This is a genomic window from Pseudoduganella rivuli, assembly GCF_009674485.1.
GTDB lineage: Bacteria > Pseudomonadota > Gammaproteobacteria > Burkholderiales > Burkholderiaceae_D > Rugamonas > Rugamonas rivuli_B.
Window position 1 is genome coordinate 14,304 of the sequence record NZ_WKJJ01000022.1, and the last position, 17,864, is coordinate 32,167.

The following is a 17,864-nucleotide window of genomic DNA, read 5'->3' on the forward strand; positions in this document are numbered from 1 at the left end:
ACAACTGGCAACATTGGACACTCGCCGGTCCGGCGCTTCCAAGCGGGCATGCCATGTTGCGACGACTGTGGACCTTCCTGGCGGACAGCCGCCACCTTGCCATCCTGTGTTTTGCCGCGCTGGCCGCGTATGCGGTGCTGGGCGCCGAGTCGCTGCGGGCCGCGGCGCTATGGGGCGGTCTGATTGCCGTGCTGGCGTTGATGACGTGGGCCGCATGGCGGCTGTGGCGCTGGTGGCGCGGATGGCGTGAAAGCCGGCAAGGCGCCGCCGCATCGGCAATATCCGCAGCGGCGCCGGTGGACGCGCCGCTGTCTCCGCCGCCGCTGCCCGATAACGCCGCCGCGCAGGCGCTGCGCAACAGCGTGCAGGATGCGGTCGCCATGCTGCGCGGTTCGCGGATGGGCAAGCTGGCCGGCGCGCGCGCCTTGTACGAGTTGCCGTGGTGCCTGGTGATCGGCAGTGCGGGGGCGGGCAAGAGCTGCGCGATCCGCCACTCCGGCCTGCAGTTCCCGTTCGAAGCGGGGCAAGTGGAGCATGCGCCGGGCGGCACGGCGCAACTGGACTGGTACTTTGCACGCGAAGGTATCGTGCTCGATACGGCGGGACGCTACGCGGCCGATGAGGGCAGCCGCGATGAATGGCGCGGCTTGCTGGATTTGCTGAAGAAGCACCGGCCCCGCGCGCCGGTGAACGGCGTGGTGGTGGCCGTCGATGTCGACGAATTGCGCGGCGATCCGGACGGCGCGTGGCAACTGGCGCGCAGCCTGCGCCTGCGCATGCAGGACATGGTGGAGCGGCTGGAAGTGTTTGCGCCTGTGTACGTGCTGTTTACCAAAGCCGACCACATTGCGGGTTTCAGCGAATTCTTTGCGCAGGCCGACCACGGCGAACGCGAACGCGCGTGGGGCGCCACCATGCCTTATAAACGCCGCGCCGCCGTGCGCGAAGTGCTGGCGTTCTTCGATCATGCCTATGACGGGCTGGTGGAAGGCATCAAGGAAATGGGCGTGGCGATCCTGGCGCAGCCGCGCTGCGGCGCGCCGGAGCCGGGTGTCCTCGCTTTCCCGCTGGAGTTCATGGCGCTGCGGGCCGCCGCACGCGCCTTTGTGGCGGCATTGTTTGAAGATAACCCGTTCCAGGACGGCCTCGTGTTCCGGGGATTCTACTTTGCCAGCGCGCTGCGCGACGGCGTGCCGCCGAACAGCCAGTCGCGCCGCATCGCCGAGCGCTTTGCGCTGGCGTGGCAGGAACCGCAACCGTGCGCGCAGCCCGGGCCCGACCTCGGCGCCAAGCGCGGCTACTTCCTGCTGCAATTGTTCCGCGACGTGATCTTCGCCGACCGCGCGCTGGTCACGCACTACGCGAGCCGCAATGCGATGCGGCTGCGCTACGTGGCGTTTGGCGCGGCCCTGCTGGTGCTGGGCGCGCTGCTGGCCGGCTGGACGTGGTCGTATCAGGCCAACCTGCGCCTGATCGGGCAGGTGCAGGCCGACCTGGACAAGGCGCAGCGCTTGCAGGCGGGACGCCATGATTTGCAGTCGCGGCTGGAGGCGCTGGAAGTGCTGGAAGCGCGCATCGCGCAACTGGAAAAGCTGCGCCGCGACACACCGTGGGAAACAGGACTGGGCCTGTACCAGGGCGAGGCGCTGGAACGCAAGCTGCGCAACGAGTATTTCAGCGGCGCGCGCGACGTGATGCTGTTGCCGGCGGCGGTCAGCCTGGAAGCGCAACTGGCCGCGCTGGGAGCCGAGGCTGCCGGGGGCAGCGCCGCCGATGACGGCTATAACGCGCTGAAGGCATACCTGATGCTGGCCGAGCCCGCGCGCGCGGAAAGCGCGCACCTGAACGACCAGCTCGCGCGGCACTGGCGCGCGTGGCTGGAATCGCGCCAGGGCGCCATGCCCCGTGAGCAGATGATCCGCAGCGCGGAGCGCCTGCTGGCGTTTTATACGGCGCAATCGGCCGACCCCGCGTGGCCCCGCATCGCGCCCCGGCTGGCGCTGGTGGAACAGGCCCGCAATGCGCTGCGCGGGGCCGTGCGGGGCATGCCGGCGCGCGACCGCGTATATGCGGCGATCCGCGCCCGTGCCGGCACGCGCTTCCCGTCCATGACGGTGGCGCGCATCGTGGGGCCGGAAGACCAGGCGCTGGTGGCGGGCAGCCACGCGGTGCCGGGTGCGTATACGCGGGAAGCGTGGCGGCAATATGTGGACGCCGCCATCCGGGACGCGGCCAATGGCGAATTGCAAAGCCGCGACTGGGTGCTGAAGGCGGACAACCGAGATGACCTGAGCCAGGAAGGCAGTCCCGAGCAGGTGCGCAAGGCGCTGGTGGAACGCTACAAGAAGGATTACATCGAACACTGGCGGCAATTCCTGCAGGGCGTGGCGGTGGCGGACATGCAGGGTGTCGCGGGGGCCGCGGCGGCGATGCAGCGGCTGGGCGACCCGCAACTGTCGCCGTTATTGAAAGTACTGGCCGTGGCGCATGAGCAGACCGCGTGGGACGCCCCATTGCCGGCCAACAGCGACAGCAGCTGGTCCGGCTGGATGGCGGGCGAAGTGCGGCGGCGCGCGGCCGCATGGAGCGGCTCCATGCCGTTGTCGGCGGCATCGCCTGACGCCGTAGTGTCGCCGGGCGCGATTGCGCGCGAACTGTCGCTGCTGGGTCGGCTGTTCGCGGCGCAGGGCGACGGCGCGTCGCTGGCGCAGGGCTATGTGGCGGCGCTGTCGAAGCTGCGTGCGCGCCTGATCCAGGTGCGGAACCAGGGCGACGCGGGTCCGGGCGCCCACCTGCTGATGCGGCAAACGCTGGAAGGCAGCGGTTCCGAGCTGGCCGATGCGCTGCGCCACATCGACGAGCAAATGCTGGCCGGGGCCAACCCGGAACAATTGCTGGTGCTGCGGCCATTGCTGGTGCGGCCGCTGATGCAGGTGTTTGCCGCGCTGGTGGGACCGGCCGAAGGGGAAATCAACAAGACATGGCAAGAGCAGGTGGCCGCGCCGTTCAACCGCGCGCTGGCGGGAAAATATCCGTTCACGCCGGGCGCGCGGGTGGAAGCGGGCGCCGGCGAAATCGCCGAATTCTTCGGGCCGTCCGGCGTCATTGCGAAATTCGTCGCGGCCACGATCGGGCCGCTGGCCGTGCGGCGCGGCGACGTGCTGGCGCCGCGCACGTGGGCGGACATGGGCATCACGCTGACGCCGCAGGCGGTGGCGCAATTGCCGGCATGGATCGCGCCGCCCGGCGCCGGCGGCATGGGGCAGGGCGCGGCGCAAACCGTGTTCCAGCTGATGCCGCAGGCGTCGTCCGACGTGGCGGAGTTCACGGTGGAAATCGACGGCCAGCAATTGAAGCACAAACTGCCCGCAGTACAGGCGCCGCAGTGGCACGGCATGGTGCATCCGGGACCGGAAGGCGGCGTGCCGGGCGCCCGCATCTCGGCGGTCACGAAGGATGGCCGCACGGTGGAATTGTTCAATGAAGCGGGGCAGTTCGGCCTGAAACGCATGATCGACGCGGCGGTGCGCGAACGCAAGGATGGCGGCGTGCACGGCTTGCGCTGGAGTGCCGGCGGGGTGACGGTGGCGCTGGATTTGAAGGTGGTCAGCAGCCCGGAATCCGGCACGGAAGGAGAGAGGGGCAAGCAGGGCCTGGTTGGCCTGAAATTGCCTGACGTGGTCGTCGGCCGCGATTCCACTGCCCTGGCGGTGGCCCCGGCGTCCAAACCTTGAGTTTCGGAGGAAGCATGAAACACACGTTGATATTGTCCGCGCTGTTTTGCATGCCGCTCCGTGCGCAGGTCGTGGCGTCCGGCACGGTACCGGACCACGCCACGCGCGACGCCATCATACAGCGCCTGCAAACGCTGTATGGCGCGGGCGCCGTCACGGACCGGATCACCGTCGGGCCCGTGCTGGCGCCGCCCGGCTGGCACGCGCAAGTGCAAAAGCTGCTGGGACCCGGTATCAGGGCGGTGGGCAAGGGCGAGCTGAAAGTCGAGGGCAGCGCCGTCAGTGTGCGCGGCGAAGTGGCCAGCGACGCCGTGCGCGCGCAGACAGGCAAGGAATTGTCCGCCGCCATGGCGCCCGGCTATGCGCTGCGCACGGAATTGCGCGTGGCGCAGGGCCAGCAAATGCTGGACGCCGTGCTGGCGCAGCGCATCATTGAATTCGACAGCGGGCAGGCGACATTGCGGCCGTCGGGGATGGCGATCCTCGACGAGATGGCGGCCGTCATCCTGAAATTGAACGGCGCGAAAATCGACGTGTCGGGGCACACGGACAACGTGGGGCAGCGCATGGCGAATATCGCGCTGAGCCAGGCCCGGGCGCAGGCCGTGCGCGACTACCTGGTGGGCAAGGGCGTGAATGCCGCTTCGGTGGCGGTGTCGGGGCTGGGACCGGACCGGCCGGTGGCCGATAACGGCAGCGCGGAGGGCCGCGCGCGCAACCGCCGGATCGAATTCAGGGTGGCCGGGTGACGCCGCGGCGGTTCAGGGTAGCGTGATCGTCAGGGAGGCCGGCTGCGGCGGCAATTGCACCACGTTGGCATGGACAGCCATGCGCTGCCGGCTTTCGCGCAACAGCGACCACTGCATGGCGCCGTAAGCGCTGGCGGCCGTCAACACCAGCAGCAACGCCAGCAGCCATGGCGGCACGTCGCGCCGCAACTGGTGCGCCACCTGATCGGGACGGGCCGCCTGCGGCGCAAAGCCCCGTCCCTTGCCCTTGATGTGGGCGATTTCATCACCCAGGCGGGCCGTGATCCACGCCAGCCGGTCGCGGTCATCCATCGCATAGCGGCCCTTGAAACCCATCAGCAGGCACATATGGAACACTTGCAGCGCTTGCAGGCGCACTGCGCCTTTGCCGCGCAGCGCTTCGAGCTTGTCGAAGAAATGCTTGCCCGCCAGCTGGTCGCCAAACACCGTCAGCTGCAGCGGCGTGCGCTCCCACGCGCCGCGCAGGCCGAAGTCCGATGACAGCACGATTTCGTCGAGTGCCGCGCAATACGCATATTGGGCCGCCTCGATATCGTCGCCATGCGCGTGCAGCCGGCGCGCTTCTTTTTCGAAGTCGTCGAGCATGCGCACGATACGCGGCTGGAAGTCTTCCAGCTCGCCCGGCGCGTGGCGCTGCTTCAGCAAGTGCAGCAGGTAAAACCCTTCGTGCAGCAAGTCCGCCAGCGACAGCAGGCGTGCTTCGCGCTGTGCGCTGCGGCGTTCGATCCGTGTGCTCATGGTCGCTCCCCGTGTGTCGATGGTTCATTACAGCGGGACGGCGACAGCGCGAGCTTGCGGCTGCGCAACGGTGGCAGTCCATTGCGAAAAGCATGCCGTTGAGAAATTGCGCAATCGCAATTATTTCCCCGCGACACACCCGCATGATGGTCAGCACCCCCATGAAAGGAGTCCATCATGACCAAGAGAATGCTGATCCCTGGCCTGGCCGCCGCCTGCGCGATGCTGCTGTCCGCCTGCGCCGCGGACGATCCCGTTGCGCGCACGCCGGCGCCGCCGCCGTCGCTGGAAGCATTGCATGCGGAAGCGCAGCGCGCCGCGGCGGCAGGCCTTTCCGAGCGGGCGCTGGCGGTCTGGAAAAACGCGGCCACCGCTTATCCGGCCGATAAAAGCCCGTGGCTGGCGATGGCGCAGCTGAAGTATGAGCGCGGCCAGTATGCCGACACCATCGTCCACGCACAGGAAGCGCTGCGGCGCGATCCGCTCGACGCGCAGGCGGGCCGCCTGCTGGCCGCCAGCGGCTTGCGGCTGTCGGTCGCGGCCTATGCGGACTTGCAGGCGCAAAACAGCCTGCACGGCGCGACCCGCAGCGAAGCGCAGGAACTGGCGCGCCAGTTGCACGGCAGTGTCGGCGACGAGGCGGCGCCGCCTGCCGCGCCGGCGAAGAAACCGGCTCCAGTGAAACGGGCCACGCCGGCCAAGTCGTCGGCGGCGCAAACCGGGTCGGCCGATCCCTTCGGCACCCTCAAGTAATCCACCCAGGAGAACAGCAATGGCCAACAGTGACGGCATCCAGAAGCGGCTCGCCAAGGTGCGCGCGCCGCGCGTGCAAATGAGTTATGACGTGGAAATCGGCGATGCCATGGAAAGCAAGGAGTTGCCTTTCGTGGTCGGCGTGATCGGCGACTTTGGCGGCAATCCCGCGCAGCCGGTGAAACGGCTGAAGGAACGCCGTTTCATCGGTGTCGACGCGGACAATTTCGACGAAGTGCTGGCCGGCGTGGCGCCGCATGCGCGCTTCGATGCGCCGAACAAGCTGGGCGGCGAAGGCGCCATCACGGTCGAACTGGATTTCCGCGCCATGAGCGACTTCCGTCCGGAAGCCGTGGTACGCCAAGTGGAACCGCTGCGCCAGTTGCTGGAAGCGCGCGGCAAGCTGGCCGATTTGCGCAACAAACTGGCCGGCAATGACAAGCTGGAAGACTTGCTGGCGCAGGTACTCAATGATACGGATCGCCTGCGCGCGCAGGTCAACGACGGCAAGGAGGTGTGACATGTCAGCCCAATTGCAGGCGCTCGATGCGCCGCTTGAGAATATGGAGCAGCAGGGCGGCCTGCTGGACCGCATCGTCGAAGAAAGCCGCGTGGCCAAATCGCCGCAGGAACATGAGCGGGCGCGCGACATCATTGCCGAGCTGGTGAAGCAGGTGCTGGACGGGACCGTGACGGTGTCGCCCAGCCTGTGCGCCACCATCGATGCGCGCGTGGCGGAACTGGACCGGCTGATTTCATCGCAGTTGTCGGCCATCATGCATGCGCCGGAATTCCAGAAGCTGGAGCAAAGCTGGACCGGCCTGCATTACCTGGTGCGCCATTCCGCCAGCGGCGAAAACGTCCGTATCCGCATGCTCAACGCCAACAAGCGCGAACTGGTCAAGGATTTCCAGAGCGCGCTGGAATTCGACCAGAGCGCCATTTTCAAGAAAGTCTATGAAGAAGAATTCGGCACGTTCGGCGGCGCCCCGTATGGCGCCCTGGTGGGCGACTTTGAAATTTCGCGCCAGCCGGAAGACATGTATTTCATCGAACAGATGTCGCACGTGGCGGCCGCCGCGCACGCGCCCTTTATCGCGTCGGCCGCGCCCGAACTGTTCGGCCTGGAAACGTACGGCGACCTGGGCAAGCCGCGCGACCTGGCCAAGGTGTTCGACACGGTGGAATACGCGAAGTGGAAAGCGTTCCGCGAATCGGAAGATGCGCGCTACGTGGGACTGGCGCTGCCGCGCTACCTGGGGCGGCTGCCATTCAATCCGGTCGACGGCACCACGGTCGAAGGCTTCCACTTTGTCGAGGAAGTCGACGGCAGCGACCACCACAAGTACCTGTGGTGCAACGCGGCGTACGCGTTCGGCGCGCGGCTGGCGCAAGCCTTTGACGATTTCGGCTGGTGCGCGGCCATCCGCGGCGTGGAAGGGGGCGGCCTGGTCGACGACTTGCCGACCCATACCTTCAAGACGGGCGAAGGGGAGGTGGCGCTGAAGTGCCCGACCGAAGTGGCCATCACCGACCGCCGCGAAAAGGAACTCAGCGACCTGGGTTTCATCTCGCTGGTGCATTGCAAGAACACGTCCTATGCCGCGTTCTTTGGCGCGCAATCGGCGCAGAAGGCGCGCCGCTACAGCACCGAGGGCGCCAATGCCAACGCGGTGCTGTCGTCGCAGCTGCAATACATCTTTGCCGTGTCGCGCATCGCGCACTACATGAAGGCCATGATGCGCGACAAGGTCGGCAGTTTTTCCGCCGCGTCCAGCGTGGAGGATTTCCTGAACCGCTGGCTGATGCGTTACGTGCTGCTGGACGATAACGCCAGCCAGGAACAAAAGGCCCGCTACCCGCTGCGGGAAGCGTCCGTGCAAGTGAGCGAAGTGCCGGGCCGGCCCGGCGTGTACCGTGCCGTGTCGTTCCTGCGGCCCCATTTCCAGCTCGACGAATTGTCCGTTTCCCTCCGACTGGTCGCGGAGTTGCCGCAATCGACCAACCGTTAAACCCACTTACCACTCAAGGAGCAAGCTATGGCGATAGACGTCTACCTGCACATCGATGGCATCAAGGGCGAATCCACCGATGAGCGTCACAAGGAATGGATCGAATGCAAATCCGTTTCGTGGGGCGTGGAACAGCCCAAGTCGGCCACGTCATCCACTGGCGGCGGCCACACGGCCGAACGCTGCGAACACCGCGACATCGTAATTTCCAAGCTGGCCGACCTGGCGTCGCCCATCCTGCTGCAAACCTGCGCGGCGGGCCGGACGATCCCGAAAGCCAAATTCGAATTCATGCGCGCGGACGGCCAGGGCGAACGGGTCAAGTACTTTGAAATTGAAATTGAAAATGTGCTGATCGGCGCCGTGTCGCCCGCCGTGTCGGAAGGCGACATCCTGACGGAAGACGTGGGCTTCAAGTTTTCCAAGGTGCGCTGGAAGTACACGCAGCAAAAGATCACCGGCGGCGTCGGCGGCAATACGTCGGGCGGCTGGGACCTGGCGGCCAACCGGATCGCGTAAGCGGCCGGCATAGCAAGGCTTGAATCATGGCCCCGCAACCGCATGTGACACCGGCCGGCATCCTGGACCGCCTGTTGCACGGCGCCGGTCCCGTGCTGACGCCGGCGCAGCTGAAGGAATCCGTCGCGCGCAGCCTGGAAGATATGCTCAATACGCGCGCGGCGCTGCCGGCCGGGCTGTTGCGGGGCCATCCCCATTGCGCCGCGTCGGTCGCCAATTACGGCCTGGCCGACTTCGCCGGCTGCTGCCTCGGCAGCGCGGCGGACCGCGCCTATATTTGCGGCTGTATCCGCACGGCGGTGGAACGGCACGAACCGCGGCTGCGCCGCGTCGACGTGCAGGTCGCGCCGGAGCCGGGCGCCGTCAACCGTATCCGCATCACGATTACCGGACTGCTCACCACGCAGCGCGGCGCCATCGCGTTTGACGCCGTGCTGCAGCCATCGACCTTGCGTTACTCGATCAACCGGCGGGGACCCCTATGACACTGAACCTGAAAACCCTGATCGCAAAACTCAACGACACGTCGCGCGTGGCGGCCACGCGGGCCGCCAGCATATGCGTCGGCCTGGGACAATATGAAGTGGACCTGGAACACGTGTTCCTGGCGTTGCTGGAGCAGGAGCGCTGCGACTTCGTGACGATCGCGCGCCGCTGCGGCATTCCCGTCGACCAGCTGGAAGCGGACTTGCGGCGGGAGGTGGGGCGCTTTAAAAGCGGCAGCACGCGCACGCCCGTGTTTTCCCGCCATTTGCCGGTATTGCTGGAACAGGCGTGGCTGATCGCGTCGCTGTCGCTGCCGCAGCCGGACCTGGTGCGCAGCGGCCATCTGCTGCTGGCGTTGCTGACGGAGCCAAGCCTGGTACAGCTGGCGCAGCGCGGCTCGCCGCTGTTCGCGCGCTTCCCTGTCGATGAACTGAAACACAACCTCGACAAGTATGCGCGGGGATCGCAGGAGGAATGGCCTGCCCCGCAGGCCGAACCAGGCGGCGGCAGCGAGGCGGCGCCCGATCCCGTCACGCAATTGCAGACGTCCGCGCTGGCGCGCTACACCACCAGCCTGACGCAACTGGCGCGCGACGGCAAGCTCGATCCCGTGGTGGGGCGCGACAGTGAAATCCGCCAGGCCATGGATATCCTGATGCGGCGGCGCCAGAACAATCCGATCCTGACCGGCGAGGCGGGCGTTGGCAAGACCGCCGTGGTGGAGGGCCTGGCGCAGCGCATCGTGGCGGGCGACGTGCCGGAAGCGTTGCGCGGCGTGGCGATCCACGCACTGGACCTGGGCTTGCTGCAGGCGGGCGCCGGGGTGCGGGGCGAATTCGAGGCGCGCCTGAACAGCGTGATCGACGATGTGCGCAAGAGCGCGCACCCGGTGGTGCTGTTCATCGACGAAGCCCACACCCTGATCGGCGCGGGCGGGCAGGCGGGGCAGGGCGACGCCGCCAACCTGCTCAAGCCCGCGCTGGCGCGGGGCGAATTGCGGACCATTGCCGCCACCACGTGGAGTGAATACAAGCGGCATGTCGAAAAGGATGCGGCGCTGGCGCGGCGCTTCCAGGTGGTCAAGGTGGAAGAGCCGGACGAAGACACGGCATGCGCCATGCTGCGCGCGATGGCGCCGCTGATGGAACGCCATTTCGGCGTGGCGGTGCGCGACGACGCGGTGGTGGCGGCCGTCAAGCTGTCGCACCGCTATATCAGCGGCCGGCAATTGCCGGACAAGGCGGTCAGCCTGCTCGACACCGCGTGCGCCCGCGTCGCGCTGGCGCGCAGCACGCCGCCGGACGGCATCGAGCGCCTGTACGCCCGCATGCACCACGTGGCGATGGAAATCCGTGCGCTGGGCAAGGACCGCGAACTGGGCGCGGGCAGCGAATCTGGCGAGGCAAGAATGGCCGCGCTGGCTGAAGAACAGGATGGCTTGCGCCGCGCCTGCGACGCGGGGCGCACGCGCTGGGAACAGGAAAAGGCGCTGGGCGTGGCCATTGCATTGCAGCGCGAAGGGGAACAGGCCGGCGCGATGCCGCTGTCCGCCTTGTACGGCCAACTGGCCGCGTTGCAGGGCGCGGAACCGCTGGCGCCGCTCGATGTCGATGGACTGGCCGTGGCGGAAGTGGCGTCGGCGTGGACCGGTATCCCGCTGGGCCGCATGGCGACCGATGAATGGCGCGCGGTGCGGTCGCTGCAGGACACGTTGCAAGCCCGCATCCTGGGGCAGCCGCATGCGATGGCCGCAGTTGCCCAGCGCCTGAAAAGCGGTGCGGCCGGACTGGCCGATCCCGGCAAGCCGCGCGCCGTGTTTTTGTTCGCGGGACCGTCCGGCACCGGCAAGACGGAAACCGCGCTGGCGCTGGCCGAAGCGCTGTATGGCGGCGAGCGCAAGGTGGTGGCCATCCACATGAATGAATACCAGGAAGCGCACAGCGTGTCCGGCCTGAAGGGTTCACCGCCCGGCTACGTGGGCTTCGGCGAAGGCGGCGTGCTGACGGAAGCCGTACGGCGCAATCCGTATTGCGTGCTGTTGCTGGACGAATTCGAGAAAGCCCACCCGGACGTGGCGGAACTGTTTTTCCAGGTGTTCGACAAGGGCGTGCTGGATGACGGGGAAGGGCGCTCGGTGGACTTCCGCCATACGGTCATCATCGCGACGTCGAACGCGGGCGGCGGCGCCATCGCGCAAGCCTGCGCGGGCTTGAAGGGACTGGACTTGCCGTCGCCGGACGACCTGGAAGCGCTGGCGCGCCCGGTACTGCTGCAGCACTTCAAGGCGGCGCTGCTGGGGCGTATGCACGTGGTGCCGTTTTATCCGATTGCCGACGAGGTGCTGGAGCGCATCGTCGGCCTGCGGCTGGCGCGGGTGGCGCGGCGTGTGCACGCCGTGCATGCGGCGACGTTTGCGTGGGACAAGGCGGTGGCGGACACGCTGCTGGCGCGCTGCGCGCAGCTGGACGCCGGCGTGCGCCATATCGACCGCGTCATCGACGGGACCTTGCTGCCGGGCCTGGCCGATGCGCTGCTGGCGCGCATGGCCGACGGCGTCGGCGTGGCGGCCATCCGCGTCGGGATTGCCGCTGACGGACAGTTCAGCTACAGCCTTGATTAAGGAGAACGGCCATGTTCAGTATTGCGCAATTGCTGGTACCCGTCAGCATGCAGCAGGCGTGCGGCGAGGATTTATCGTTCAGCAGCGACGTGGACGACATCGTGCGCGCGCGCACGCAGGACGATCCGTCGCTGGCGCAGGGCGAGTGGGTCGCGGCGCTGAAGGATGCGGACTGGGATTTCGTGGCGGCGCGCTGCGCCGCGCTGATCGAATCGCGCAGCAAGGATATGCGGCTGGCGGTCTGGCTGGCCGAAGCGCACGCCAAGCTGCGCCATTTCCGGGGCCTGGGCGACGGCTTCGCGCTGCTGGCCGGCTTGTGCGAGCGCTATTGGGACGGCATGTATCCGTTGCCGGACGACAGTGACGGCCATGAACAGCGCAGCGGCAACCTGGCCTGGCTGCTGGCGCGTACGCCGCAACTGGTGCGGCACATGCCGGTCAGCGAAGACGGCACGGTGGCCATGGCGGATTTCGACGCGGCGCGCCAGCGCATGAATGCCGCCGCGCAGGGGACCAACGATCCATGGCGCACGCCGGACAATGCGGAGGCAGGGCCGGGCCTGCCCGAACTGGATGCCGCGCGGCGCCGCAATACCGCGCAATTCAATGACCGCTTGCTGGAAGATGTCCGCTATTGCCAGCAGGCACTTGCTGAATTGCAAGCCATTGTCGATGCAAAGCTGGGGGCGGACGGCCCCGCGTTCGGCGCTGCGCGCGACGCGATCCTGAATGTCATTGATTTCATCGAGCCGCTGGCGTCTGCGGTGGCGGACAGCCGCGCGGACTGCGATGGCGGCGGGGCAGCACCAGTGGTTGCCGGTAGTGCAATGGTTGGCGGCTTGCAAGGCCGCAGCCAGGCGCTGGCGCAATTGCGCCAGGTGGCGGACTACTTCCGCCGCACGGAACCGCACAGCCCCGTCGCTTACCTGGCGGACAAGGCCGCGCACTGGGGCGAGATGCCGCTGCACGTGTGGCTGCGCAGTGTGGTGAAAGACCCCGGGGCGCTAGCGCAGGTGGATGAAATGCTGGGAATAGTCCGGCAGCAAGAGTAATTAACTGTTGCGCACGATTAACAGTTGCGCAGGGGCGCTGATCGGCTCAGACTGCATATGACCATGCAGGAACAAGGAGCCGTCATGAAGAACCTGAAAATAGGCATGCGATTGGGAATTGCCTTCGCCGTGGTGCTGTCGTTGCTGGCATTGTTGACGGTCATCGGCATTGTTCGCATGCAATCCGCCAGTGAGAAAACCAATATCCTGGTGGCGGATGACGTGCGCATCGAACGCATGATTGCTGAGTGGCAAAAGGTGGTGGAAGTCAATGCCGCCCGTACGTCCGCCGCGTGGAAAGTGCAGGATCCTGCCGACCAGAAATATTTCGAGCAAATGATGGCGGCGTCGTCCGCCCGCGCGACGGAAATCCAGGATGCCATGCCGGCACTGTTGCCGGACGCGGAGGGCAAGGCGATGTACGAGGCCATCCTGGCCAGCCGCAAGGCGTACGTGGATGCCCGCAAGGCGGTATTCAAGGCCAAGGCCGACAGCGACCTGGAGACGGGCAAGCGCCTGTTCGAATCGGATATGGAGGGCAAGCGCATCGTCTACCTGGCCGCGCTGCAAAAACTGTCGGACGAACAGCGGCGCAGGCTCGACCGGATGGCGGCCGATATCCAGGCCAGTTATGAAAGCGGGCGCAATATGCTGCTGATGCTGGGCATTGCGGCGGTGGCGCTGGGCGTGGGCTTTGCATGGTATATCACGCGCACCATCACGCAACCGATCAGCGACGCGGTGCGGGTGGCGGAATCGGTGTCGTCGGGCGACTTGACCAGCGACATCGTGGTACAGACGCGCGATGAAGCAGGCCAGTTGATGCATGCGCTGAAAAGCATGAACAGCAACCTGGTCGACATCGTGGGTCTGGTGCGCACCGGCGCCGACAACATGGCGGACGCCACCAGTGAAATCGCGGCCGGCAACCTGGATTTGTCGAACCGCACGGAGCGGCAAGCCAGCTCGCTGCAGGAAACCGCCTCGTCGATGGAACACCTGACGTCCATCGTGCGCGCCAATGCGGAGAATGCGCGCCAGGCCAGCGCGCTGGCCGATATGGCGTCGCAAACGGCCAGCCGTGGCGGGGCCGTGGTGGGCGACATGGTGCACATGATGGACGCGATCAACGCGTCGTCGCGCCGTATCGTCGACATCATTGCCGTCATCGATGGCATTGCATTCCAGACCAATATCCTCGCATTGAACGCGGCGGTGGAAGCGGCCCGCGCGGGCGAGCAGGGCCGGGGCTTTGCCGTGGTGGCGTCCGAAGTGCGGGGGCTGGCGCAGCGGTCGGCCGGGGCGGCAAAAGAAATCAAGGAACTCATTGCGGAATCGGTGGAAAAAGTCGACGCGGGGACGTCGCTGACCAGCACGGCCGGGCAAACCATGGATGAAATCGTCGCGGCCATTGCGCGGGTGACGGCCATCATGACGGACATTGCCGAGGCCAGCGAAGCGCAGCGTACCGGCATTGAACAAATCAACCAGGCGATCACGCAAATGGACCAGACCACGCAGCAAAATGCGGCGCTGGTCGAGCAGGCGGCGGCCGCCGCTTCCGCCATGCAGCAGCAATCGGAGCAACTGGCGCAGTCGGTCTCAGTGTTCAAGCTGACCGCGCAACAGATTGCCGCCATGCGGGCCGGAATGCGCTCCGCCGGCAATCTGCCTGCGCTGGCGTAGGGGGCGCCGGAGCCGTTACAATCGCGGCATGACGCTGACTTCATCAACCGGCGCGCGCCGCGCCATGTGCGCCGCGTGCCTGCGGCCGCAAGCCACCTGTATTTGCCGCTGGACCACACCGGTGGCCAGCCGCGCCGGTATATTGATCCTGCAGCACCCGATGGAAGTGCACAATGCGAAGAACAGCGCGCGGCTGCTGCATTTGTGCCTGCCCGGCAGCGTGATGGCGGTGGGGGAAACATTCGACGAAGCCGGGCTGGCGGCCTTGCTGGCGGGACCGCGCCGCCCCGTGTTGCTGTACCCGGACACACCAGGTGACGCCTCGCTGGGCATCGCGCCGCCACCACCGTTCGATCCCGGCTGGGCAGGCGCGCCCGAACAATTGCTGCTGGTGGCGCTGGACGCCACATGGCGCAAGAGCCGCAAGATGCTGTACCTGAACCCCGCGCTGCAACGCCTGCCCCGCCTGCCGCTGCGCGACATGCCCGCCTCCCACTACCGCATCCGCAAGGCCCATGCGCCGGACCAGTTGTCGACGTTGGAAGCGGTCGCGTATGCGCTGGGACAAGTTGAAAACAACGAAGAACAATACAAGCCGCTGATCAACGCGTTCGATGGCTTCGTACAACAACAGGCCGACTACCTCCCGAATCCGGCGGCCATGGCCGACAACAACGGCTAACTGATCAACTTCAACCCTGGCGGCAAGGCTTCGCCCAGCATGCGTTTTTCCACGGCCTGGTCGAGCTGCACGACTTCCGCCACCATGGCGCTCCAGGCGGCCGGGGCGCGGGAGGCTTCCAGTTTGCGCAATACCTGTTCGCGCAGCGCGGGTTCGATGTCGCGCGTGCGGTCGCCCGTCATGCGGGCCAGGTGGGCCGCGGCAAAGCCGGCGGGTTCGAGTTTTTTCCAGTCCAGGCCCAGGATGGCTTCCAGCCACTGCGCCACGGTTTCCACCGGCGCCACGTCGTGCGCGCTGCCGTGGAACGGTTGCCTTGCTCCCACGCGCGACAGCGCCCACAGGTAGCGGCCCTGCATCACATCGGCTTTCGGGCCGGTCGCGGCCAGCAATTGTTCCAGCAGCCACTGGCCGATTTCCGCCTTGTAGGCGGAAGGAATGCGTTCCAGCGACGCGCCCAGGCGCAGCATGTCTTCTTCGCTGCCATTGACCAGCGTGACGGGACGCTTGCCCCGTTCCTGTTCGTCGGCCTGCAGGTTGAACGCGAAATCGTCCAGTAGCCGCAGTTGCGCGGCGACCGGCAAGCCGCCCGCCACACGGCGCCACAGGGTCCACCATTCGGAACAGGCCTGGCTGTCCTTGTGGTATTGCACGCCGCTGTCGAACAGCGCCCACAATTGTTCGATGCGCCAGCCGTCGAGCGCATCGCCAAAGCCGGGGCGCAGGCAATAGCCGGCCAGGTTCAGCCAGGCGCGTTCATGTTCGGCCGAGCGGCGGCGGCCCTTGGCGCGCGCCAGCAAGGTGTCGAACAAGTGGCGCAGCACGGGCATGGCCCAGTTTTCGCGGCTGCCCAGCAAGTGTTCGAGCTGGCGGCCCAGCTGGCGCACTTCCTTGCTGTCGACTTGCTGCGACTTCGCGCCGAAGATGCGTTCGATGGCGGCCAGCGCGTCTTTTGCGCGGGGCGGAAGCACGACTTCCTCCACTTCGTCTTCGCCATCCTGCGAACCGCGCAACTGGAATTCCAGTTGCCAGCGCTGGGCCTGCGCGCCGCCATCGGCCGCCACGCAGTGGATTTCCAGGGTGCCGACCTCGGACAAGGTGGCGCCCAGTTGCACGGGGATTTCCTTGCGCGCCTGCGCATCGCCGCTGTCGCGCAGCACGGTGGCGATCGGCGGCAGCCGCACGCAATCGGCCGGGTCCAGCTCCACCAGGTCGCCCGCCTGCGGCGCGGGGCCGCCGCCACCGGTGGTGGACACCAGGTAAAAACGCACGGGGCGGCCCAGCCGCAACGCAAACGTGCGGTCCGTCAGCCGCACTTCCGCGCCGGATTCAAAGCCACGCGGCAGCAGGCAGACGGCGCGGCTGCCCTGGTGCTTGCCATCGTCCAGCAACAGGAAATACGACCGGGCCGAACCGCCGCCAATGGTGGGCGCGCGCCCTTGCTTGCCCAGGCCATAGGCGACGCCGCCGCGCGCCACGGCCACGTCGGGATTATCGTTGTGCAGCACGGTCAGCGGCGCGCCGCGCCAGCCGGCCAGCACGGCTTCCAGGCGTTTGGCCAGCGCGTCGGCGCGGAACACGCCGCCGTTCATCAGCAAGGTGTCGGGAATGGGCAGCGCAGTATCGTCAGCCGGCAGGCCCAGCGCATCCCGCGCGGCCGGTGCATGCTGGGCCAGGAAAGCCGCCAGGTGGCGCGTAATGGCGGGGTCCTGTGCATACGGCAGGCCGAATTCCACGATGCCGCCGCGCGAGCGCGTCGCTGCTTCGGCCCCGGGATTCATCGGGAAGAAGCCATCGACCACCAGTTGCTCGACGTCGGCCCGCTGCAATTCCACCGTGCGGGTGCCGCCGATCAGTTTGGAGCCGCTACCCAGCAGGGTGACGGGCAGGCTGTCCGGCGCATCGGCCGCCAGCAATTGTTCCTTGGCGGCGCGGCACCGTTCCACCAGTTGCGCCATGCGGGCAGCCGACAGGCGCTGTCCATCGGCGTTGCCGCCATTCAGGCGCAGTTCGGCTTGCCGCGCCAGGGCGAGATCCATGTTGTCGCCGCCGAGGATCAGGTGGTTGCCCACGCCGATCCGCGTCAGCACCGGTTCGCCATCCTGGACGTCGACCCGGATCAGGCTGAAGTCCGTGGTGCCGCCGCCCACGTCGCACACCAGCACCAGCTTCGACTGCGCCAGGTCCTGCGCCAGGGTTGGCTTGTGGCGGTACAGCCAGTCGTAAAACGCCGCTTGCGGTTCTTCCAGCAAGCGCAATGACGGCAACCCCGCCAGTTTCGCCGCTTCCAGCGTCAGTGCGCGCGCGCCTTCATCGAACGACGCCGGGATGGTCAGCACCACCTGCTGCTGGTCCAGCGGATGCTTGGGGAAGTGCAGGTTCCACGCAGCCTTGACGTGGGCCAGGTACGAGGCGCTGGCCGCCACCGGCGACACTTTCGGCACGCCATCCTCGGCGCCCCACGGCAGGATAGGCGCCATGCGGTCCACATTGGTGTGCGACAGCCAGCTTTTCGCGGACGCCACCAGCCGCCCTGGCACTTGCGCGCCCAGCTTGCGGGCCAGGCGGCCCACCGCCACCTGCGCCACGCCCGCCACATCGTCCTGCCGCCACGGCAGCTGCAATTCACCCGCCGCCAGTTCGCCGTCCGCCGCGTGGTAGCGCAGCGACGGCAGCAGCGGCGCCGCGCCGATTTCACCGGGCGCCGTCAACTGGTCGATGTCGAACAGCTTGACGTCTTCCGAGCCCGGTTCAGCATAGGCCGCCACCGTGTTGGTGGTGCCCAGGTCGATGGCGACGAGGTAGGGCTTCATGG

General features: G+C 67.0%; 13 protein-coding genes. 11 read left to right on the plus strand and 2 right to left on the minus strand.

Translation table 11 applies throughout. The annotated features are described in order from the left end of the window. Positions 1-53 precede the first annotated feature (53 nt). The gene (gene tssM / locus GJ700_RS28145) at positions 54-3,734 is read left to right on the plus strand and encodes a type VI secretion system membrane subunit TssM (RefSeq protein ID WP_154380291.1); all 3,681 of its coding nucleotides are present in this window, start codon (positions 54-56) and stop codon (positions 3,732-3,734) included. A gap of 14 nt (positions 3,735-3,748) precedes the next feature. Beyond that, the gene (locus tag GJ700_RS28150) at positions 3,749-4,483 is read left to right on the plus strand and encodes an OmpA family protein (RefSeq protein ID WP_154380293.1); all 735 of its coding nucleotides are present in this window, start codon (positions 3,749-3,751) and stop codon (positions 4,481-4,483) included. Positions 4,484-4,495: 12 nt separating this feature from the next. Here GJ700_RS28150 and icmH read toward each other — a convergent pair whose 3' ends face one another. Beyond that, positions 4,496-5,242 carry a type IVB secretion system protein IcmH/DotU gene (icmH, locus tag GJ700_RS28155; RefSeq protein WP_154380295.1) on the minus strand — a complete coding sequence of 249 codons (747 nt, stop codon included), beginning with the start codon at positions 5,240-5,242 and terminating at the stop codon, positions 4,496-4,498. A gap of 177 nt (positions 5,243-5,419) precedes the next feature. Here icmH and GJ700_RS28160 point away from each other — a divergent pair, with 177 nt between their 5' ends. The 9 genes from GJ700_RS28160 to GJ700_RS28200 all read left to right on the plus strand — a co-directional run bounded on the left by GJ700_RS28160 (position 5,420) and on the right by GJ700_RS28200 (position 15,052). Continuing rightward, positions 5,420-5,995, plus strand: coding sequence for a hypothetical protein (locus GJ700_RS28160; protein WP_154380297.1), 576 nt, complete (start codon positions 5,420-5,422; stop codon positions 5,993-5,995). Between the two features lie 19 nt (positions 5,996-6,014). Beyond that, positions 6,015-6,515, plus strand: a complete 501-nt coding sequence (tssB, locus tag GJ700_RS28165) for a type VI secretion system contractile sheath small subunit (protein ID WP_154380306.1) — start codon at positions 6,015-6,017, stop codon at positions 6,513-6,515. 1 nt (position 6,516) lies between these two features. Then, entirely contained in the window at positions 6,517-8,007 is a 1,491-nt protein-coding gene (tssC, locus tag GJ700_RS28170) for a type VI secretion system contractile sheath large subunit (RefSeq protein ID WP_154380308.1), read from the plus strand. Positions 8,008-8,034: 27 nt separating this feature from the next. Next, the gene (locus GJ700_RS28175; protein WP_154380310.1) at positions 8,035-8,526 is read left to right on the plus strand and encodes an Hcp family type VI secretion system effector; all 492 of its coding nucleotides are present in this window, start codon (positions 8,035-8,037) and stop codon (positions 8,524-8,526) included. Between the two features lie 26 nt (positions 8,527-8,552). Next, positions 8,553-9,011, plus strand: a complete 459-nt coding sequence (gene tssE / locus GJ700_RS28180; RefSeq protein ID WP_154380312.1) for a type VI secretion system baseplate subunit TssE — start codon at positions 8,553-8,555, stop codon at positions 9,009-9,011. Beyond that, positions 9,008-11,632, plus strand: coding sequence for a type VI secretion system ATPase TssH (tssH, locus tag GJ700_RS28185; protein WP_154380314.1), 2,625 nt, complete (start codon positions 9,008-9,010; stop codon positions 11,630-11,632). Before tssE ends, tssH begins: the two co-directional genes overlap by 4 nt. A gap of 11 nt (positions 11,633-11,643) precedes the next feature. Continuing rightward, entirely contained in the window at positions 11,644-12,684 is a 1,041-nt protein-coding gene (tssA, locus tag GJ700_RS28190) for a type VI secretion system protein TssA (RefSeq protein ID WP_154380316.1), read from the plus strand. An 84-nt stretch (positions 12,685-12,768) separates the two neighbouring features. Beyond that, a complete protein-coding gene (locus tag GJ700_RS28195; RefSeq protein ID WP_154380318.1) occupies positions 12,769-14,370 on the plus strand; it encodes a methyl-accepting chemotaxis protein in 1,602 nt (533 codons plus the stop codon). A 28-nt stretch (positions 14,371-14,398) separates the two neighbouring features. Further along, positions 14,399-15,052: a tRNA-uridine aminocarboxypropyltransferase gene (locus GJ700_RS28200; protein WP_154380320.1), complete on the plus strand. Its 654-nt coding sequence runs from the start codon at positions 14,399-14,401 to the stop codon at positions 15,050-15,052. On the opposite strand, the gene GJ700_RS28205 is transcribed toward GJ700_RS28200, so the two are convergent. Then, positions 15,049-17,862 (minus strand): Hsp70 family protein, encoded by a 2,814-nt coding sequence (locus GJ700_RS28205; protein WP_154380322.1) that lies wholly within the window; start codon positions 17,860-17,862, stop codon positions 15,049-15,051. The genes GJ700_RS28200 and GJ700_RS28205 overlap by 4 nt on opposite strands. Positions 17,863-17,864 lie beyond the last annotated feature (2 nt).

Coding starts and splice junctions, on each gene's coding strand:
- tssM (WP_154380291.1), top strand. CDS start 54: ATGTTGCGACGACTGTGGACCTTCCTGGCGGACAGCCGCCACCTTGCC.
- GJ700_RS28150 (WP_154380293.1), top strand. CDS start 3,749: ATGAAACACACGTTGATATTGTCCGCGCTGTTTTGCATGCCGCTCCGT.
- icmH (WP_154380295.1), bottom strand. CDS start 5,242: ATGAGCACACGGATCGAACGCCGCAGCGCACAGCGCGAAGCACGCCTG.
- GJ700_RS28160 (WP_154380297.1), top strand. CDS start 5,420: ATGACCAAGAGAATGCTGATCCCTGGCCTGGCCGCCGCCTGCGCGATG.
- tssB (WP_154380306.1), top strand. CDS start 6,015: ATGGCCAACAGTGACGGCATCCAGAAGCGGCTCGCCAAGGTGCGCGCG.
- tssC (WP_154380308.1), top strand. CDS start 6,517: ATGTCAGCCCAATTGCAGGCGCTCGATGCGCCGCTTGAGAATATGGAG.
- GJ700_RS28175 (WP_154380310.1), top strand. CDS start 8,035: ATGGCGATAGACGTCTACCTGCACATCGATGGCATCAAGGGCGAATCC.
- tssE (WP_154380312.1), top strand. CDS start 8,553: ATGGCCCCGCAACCGCATGTGACACCGGCCGGCATCCTGGACCGCCTG.
- tssH (WP_154380314.1), top strand. CDS start 9,008: ATGACACTGAACCTGAAAACCCTGATCGCAAAACTCAACGACACGTCG.
- tssA (WP_154380316.1), top strand. CDS start 11,644: ATGTTCAGTATTGCGCAATTGCTGGTACCCGTCAGCATGCAGCAGGCG.
- GJ700_RS28195 (WP_154380318.1), top strand. CDS start 12,769: ATGAAGAACCTGAAAATAGGCATGCGATTGGGAATTGCCTTCGCCGTG.
- GJ700_RS28200 (WP_154380320.1), top strand. CDS start 14,399: ATGACGCTGACTTCATCAACCGGCGCGCGCCGCGCCATGTGCGCCGCG.
- GJ700_RS28205 (WP_154380322.1), bottom strand. CDS start 17,862: ATGAAGCCCTACCTCGTCGCCATCGACCTGGGCACCACCAACACGGTG.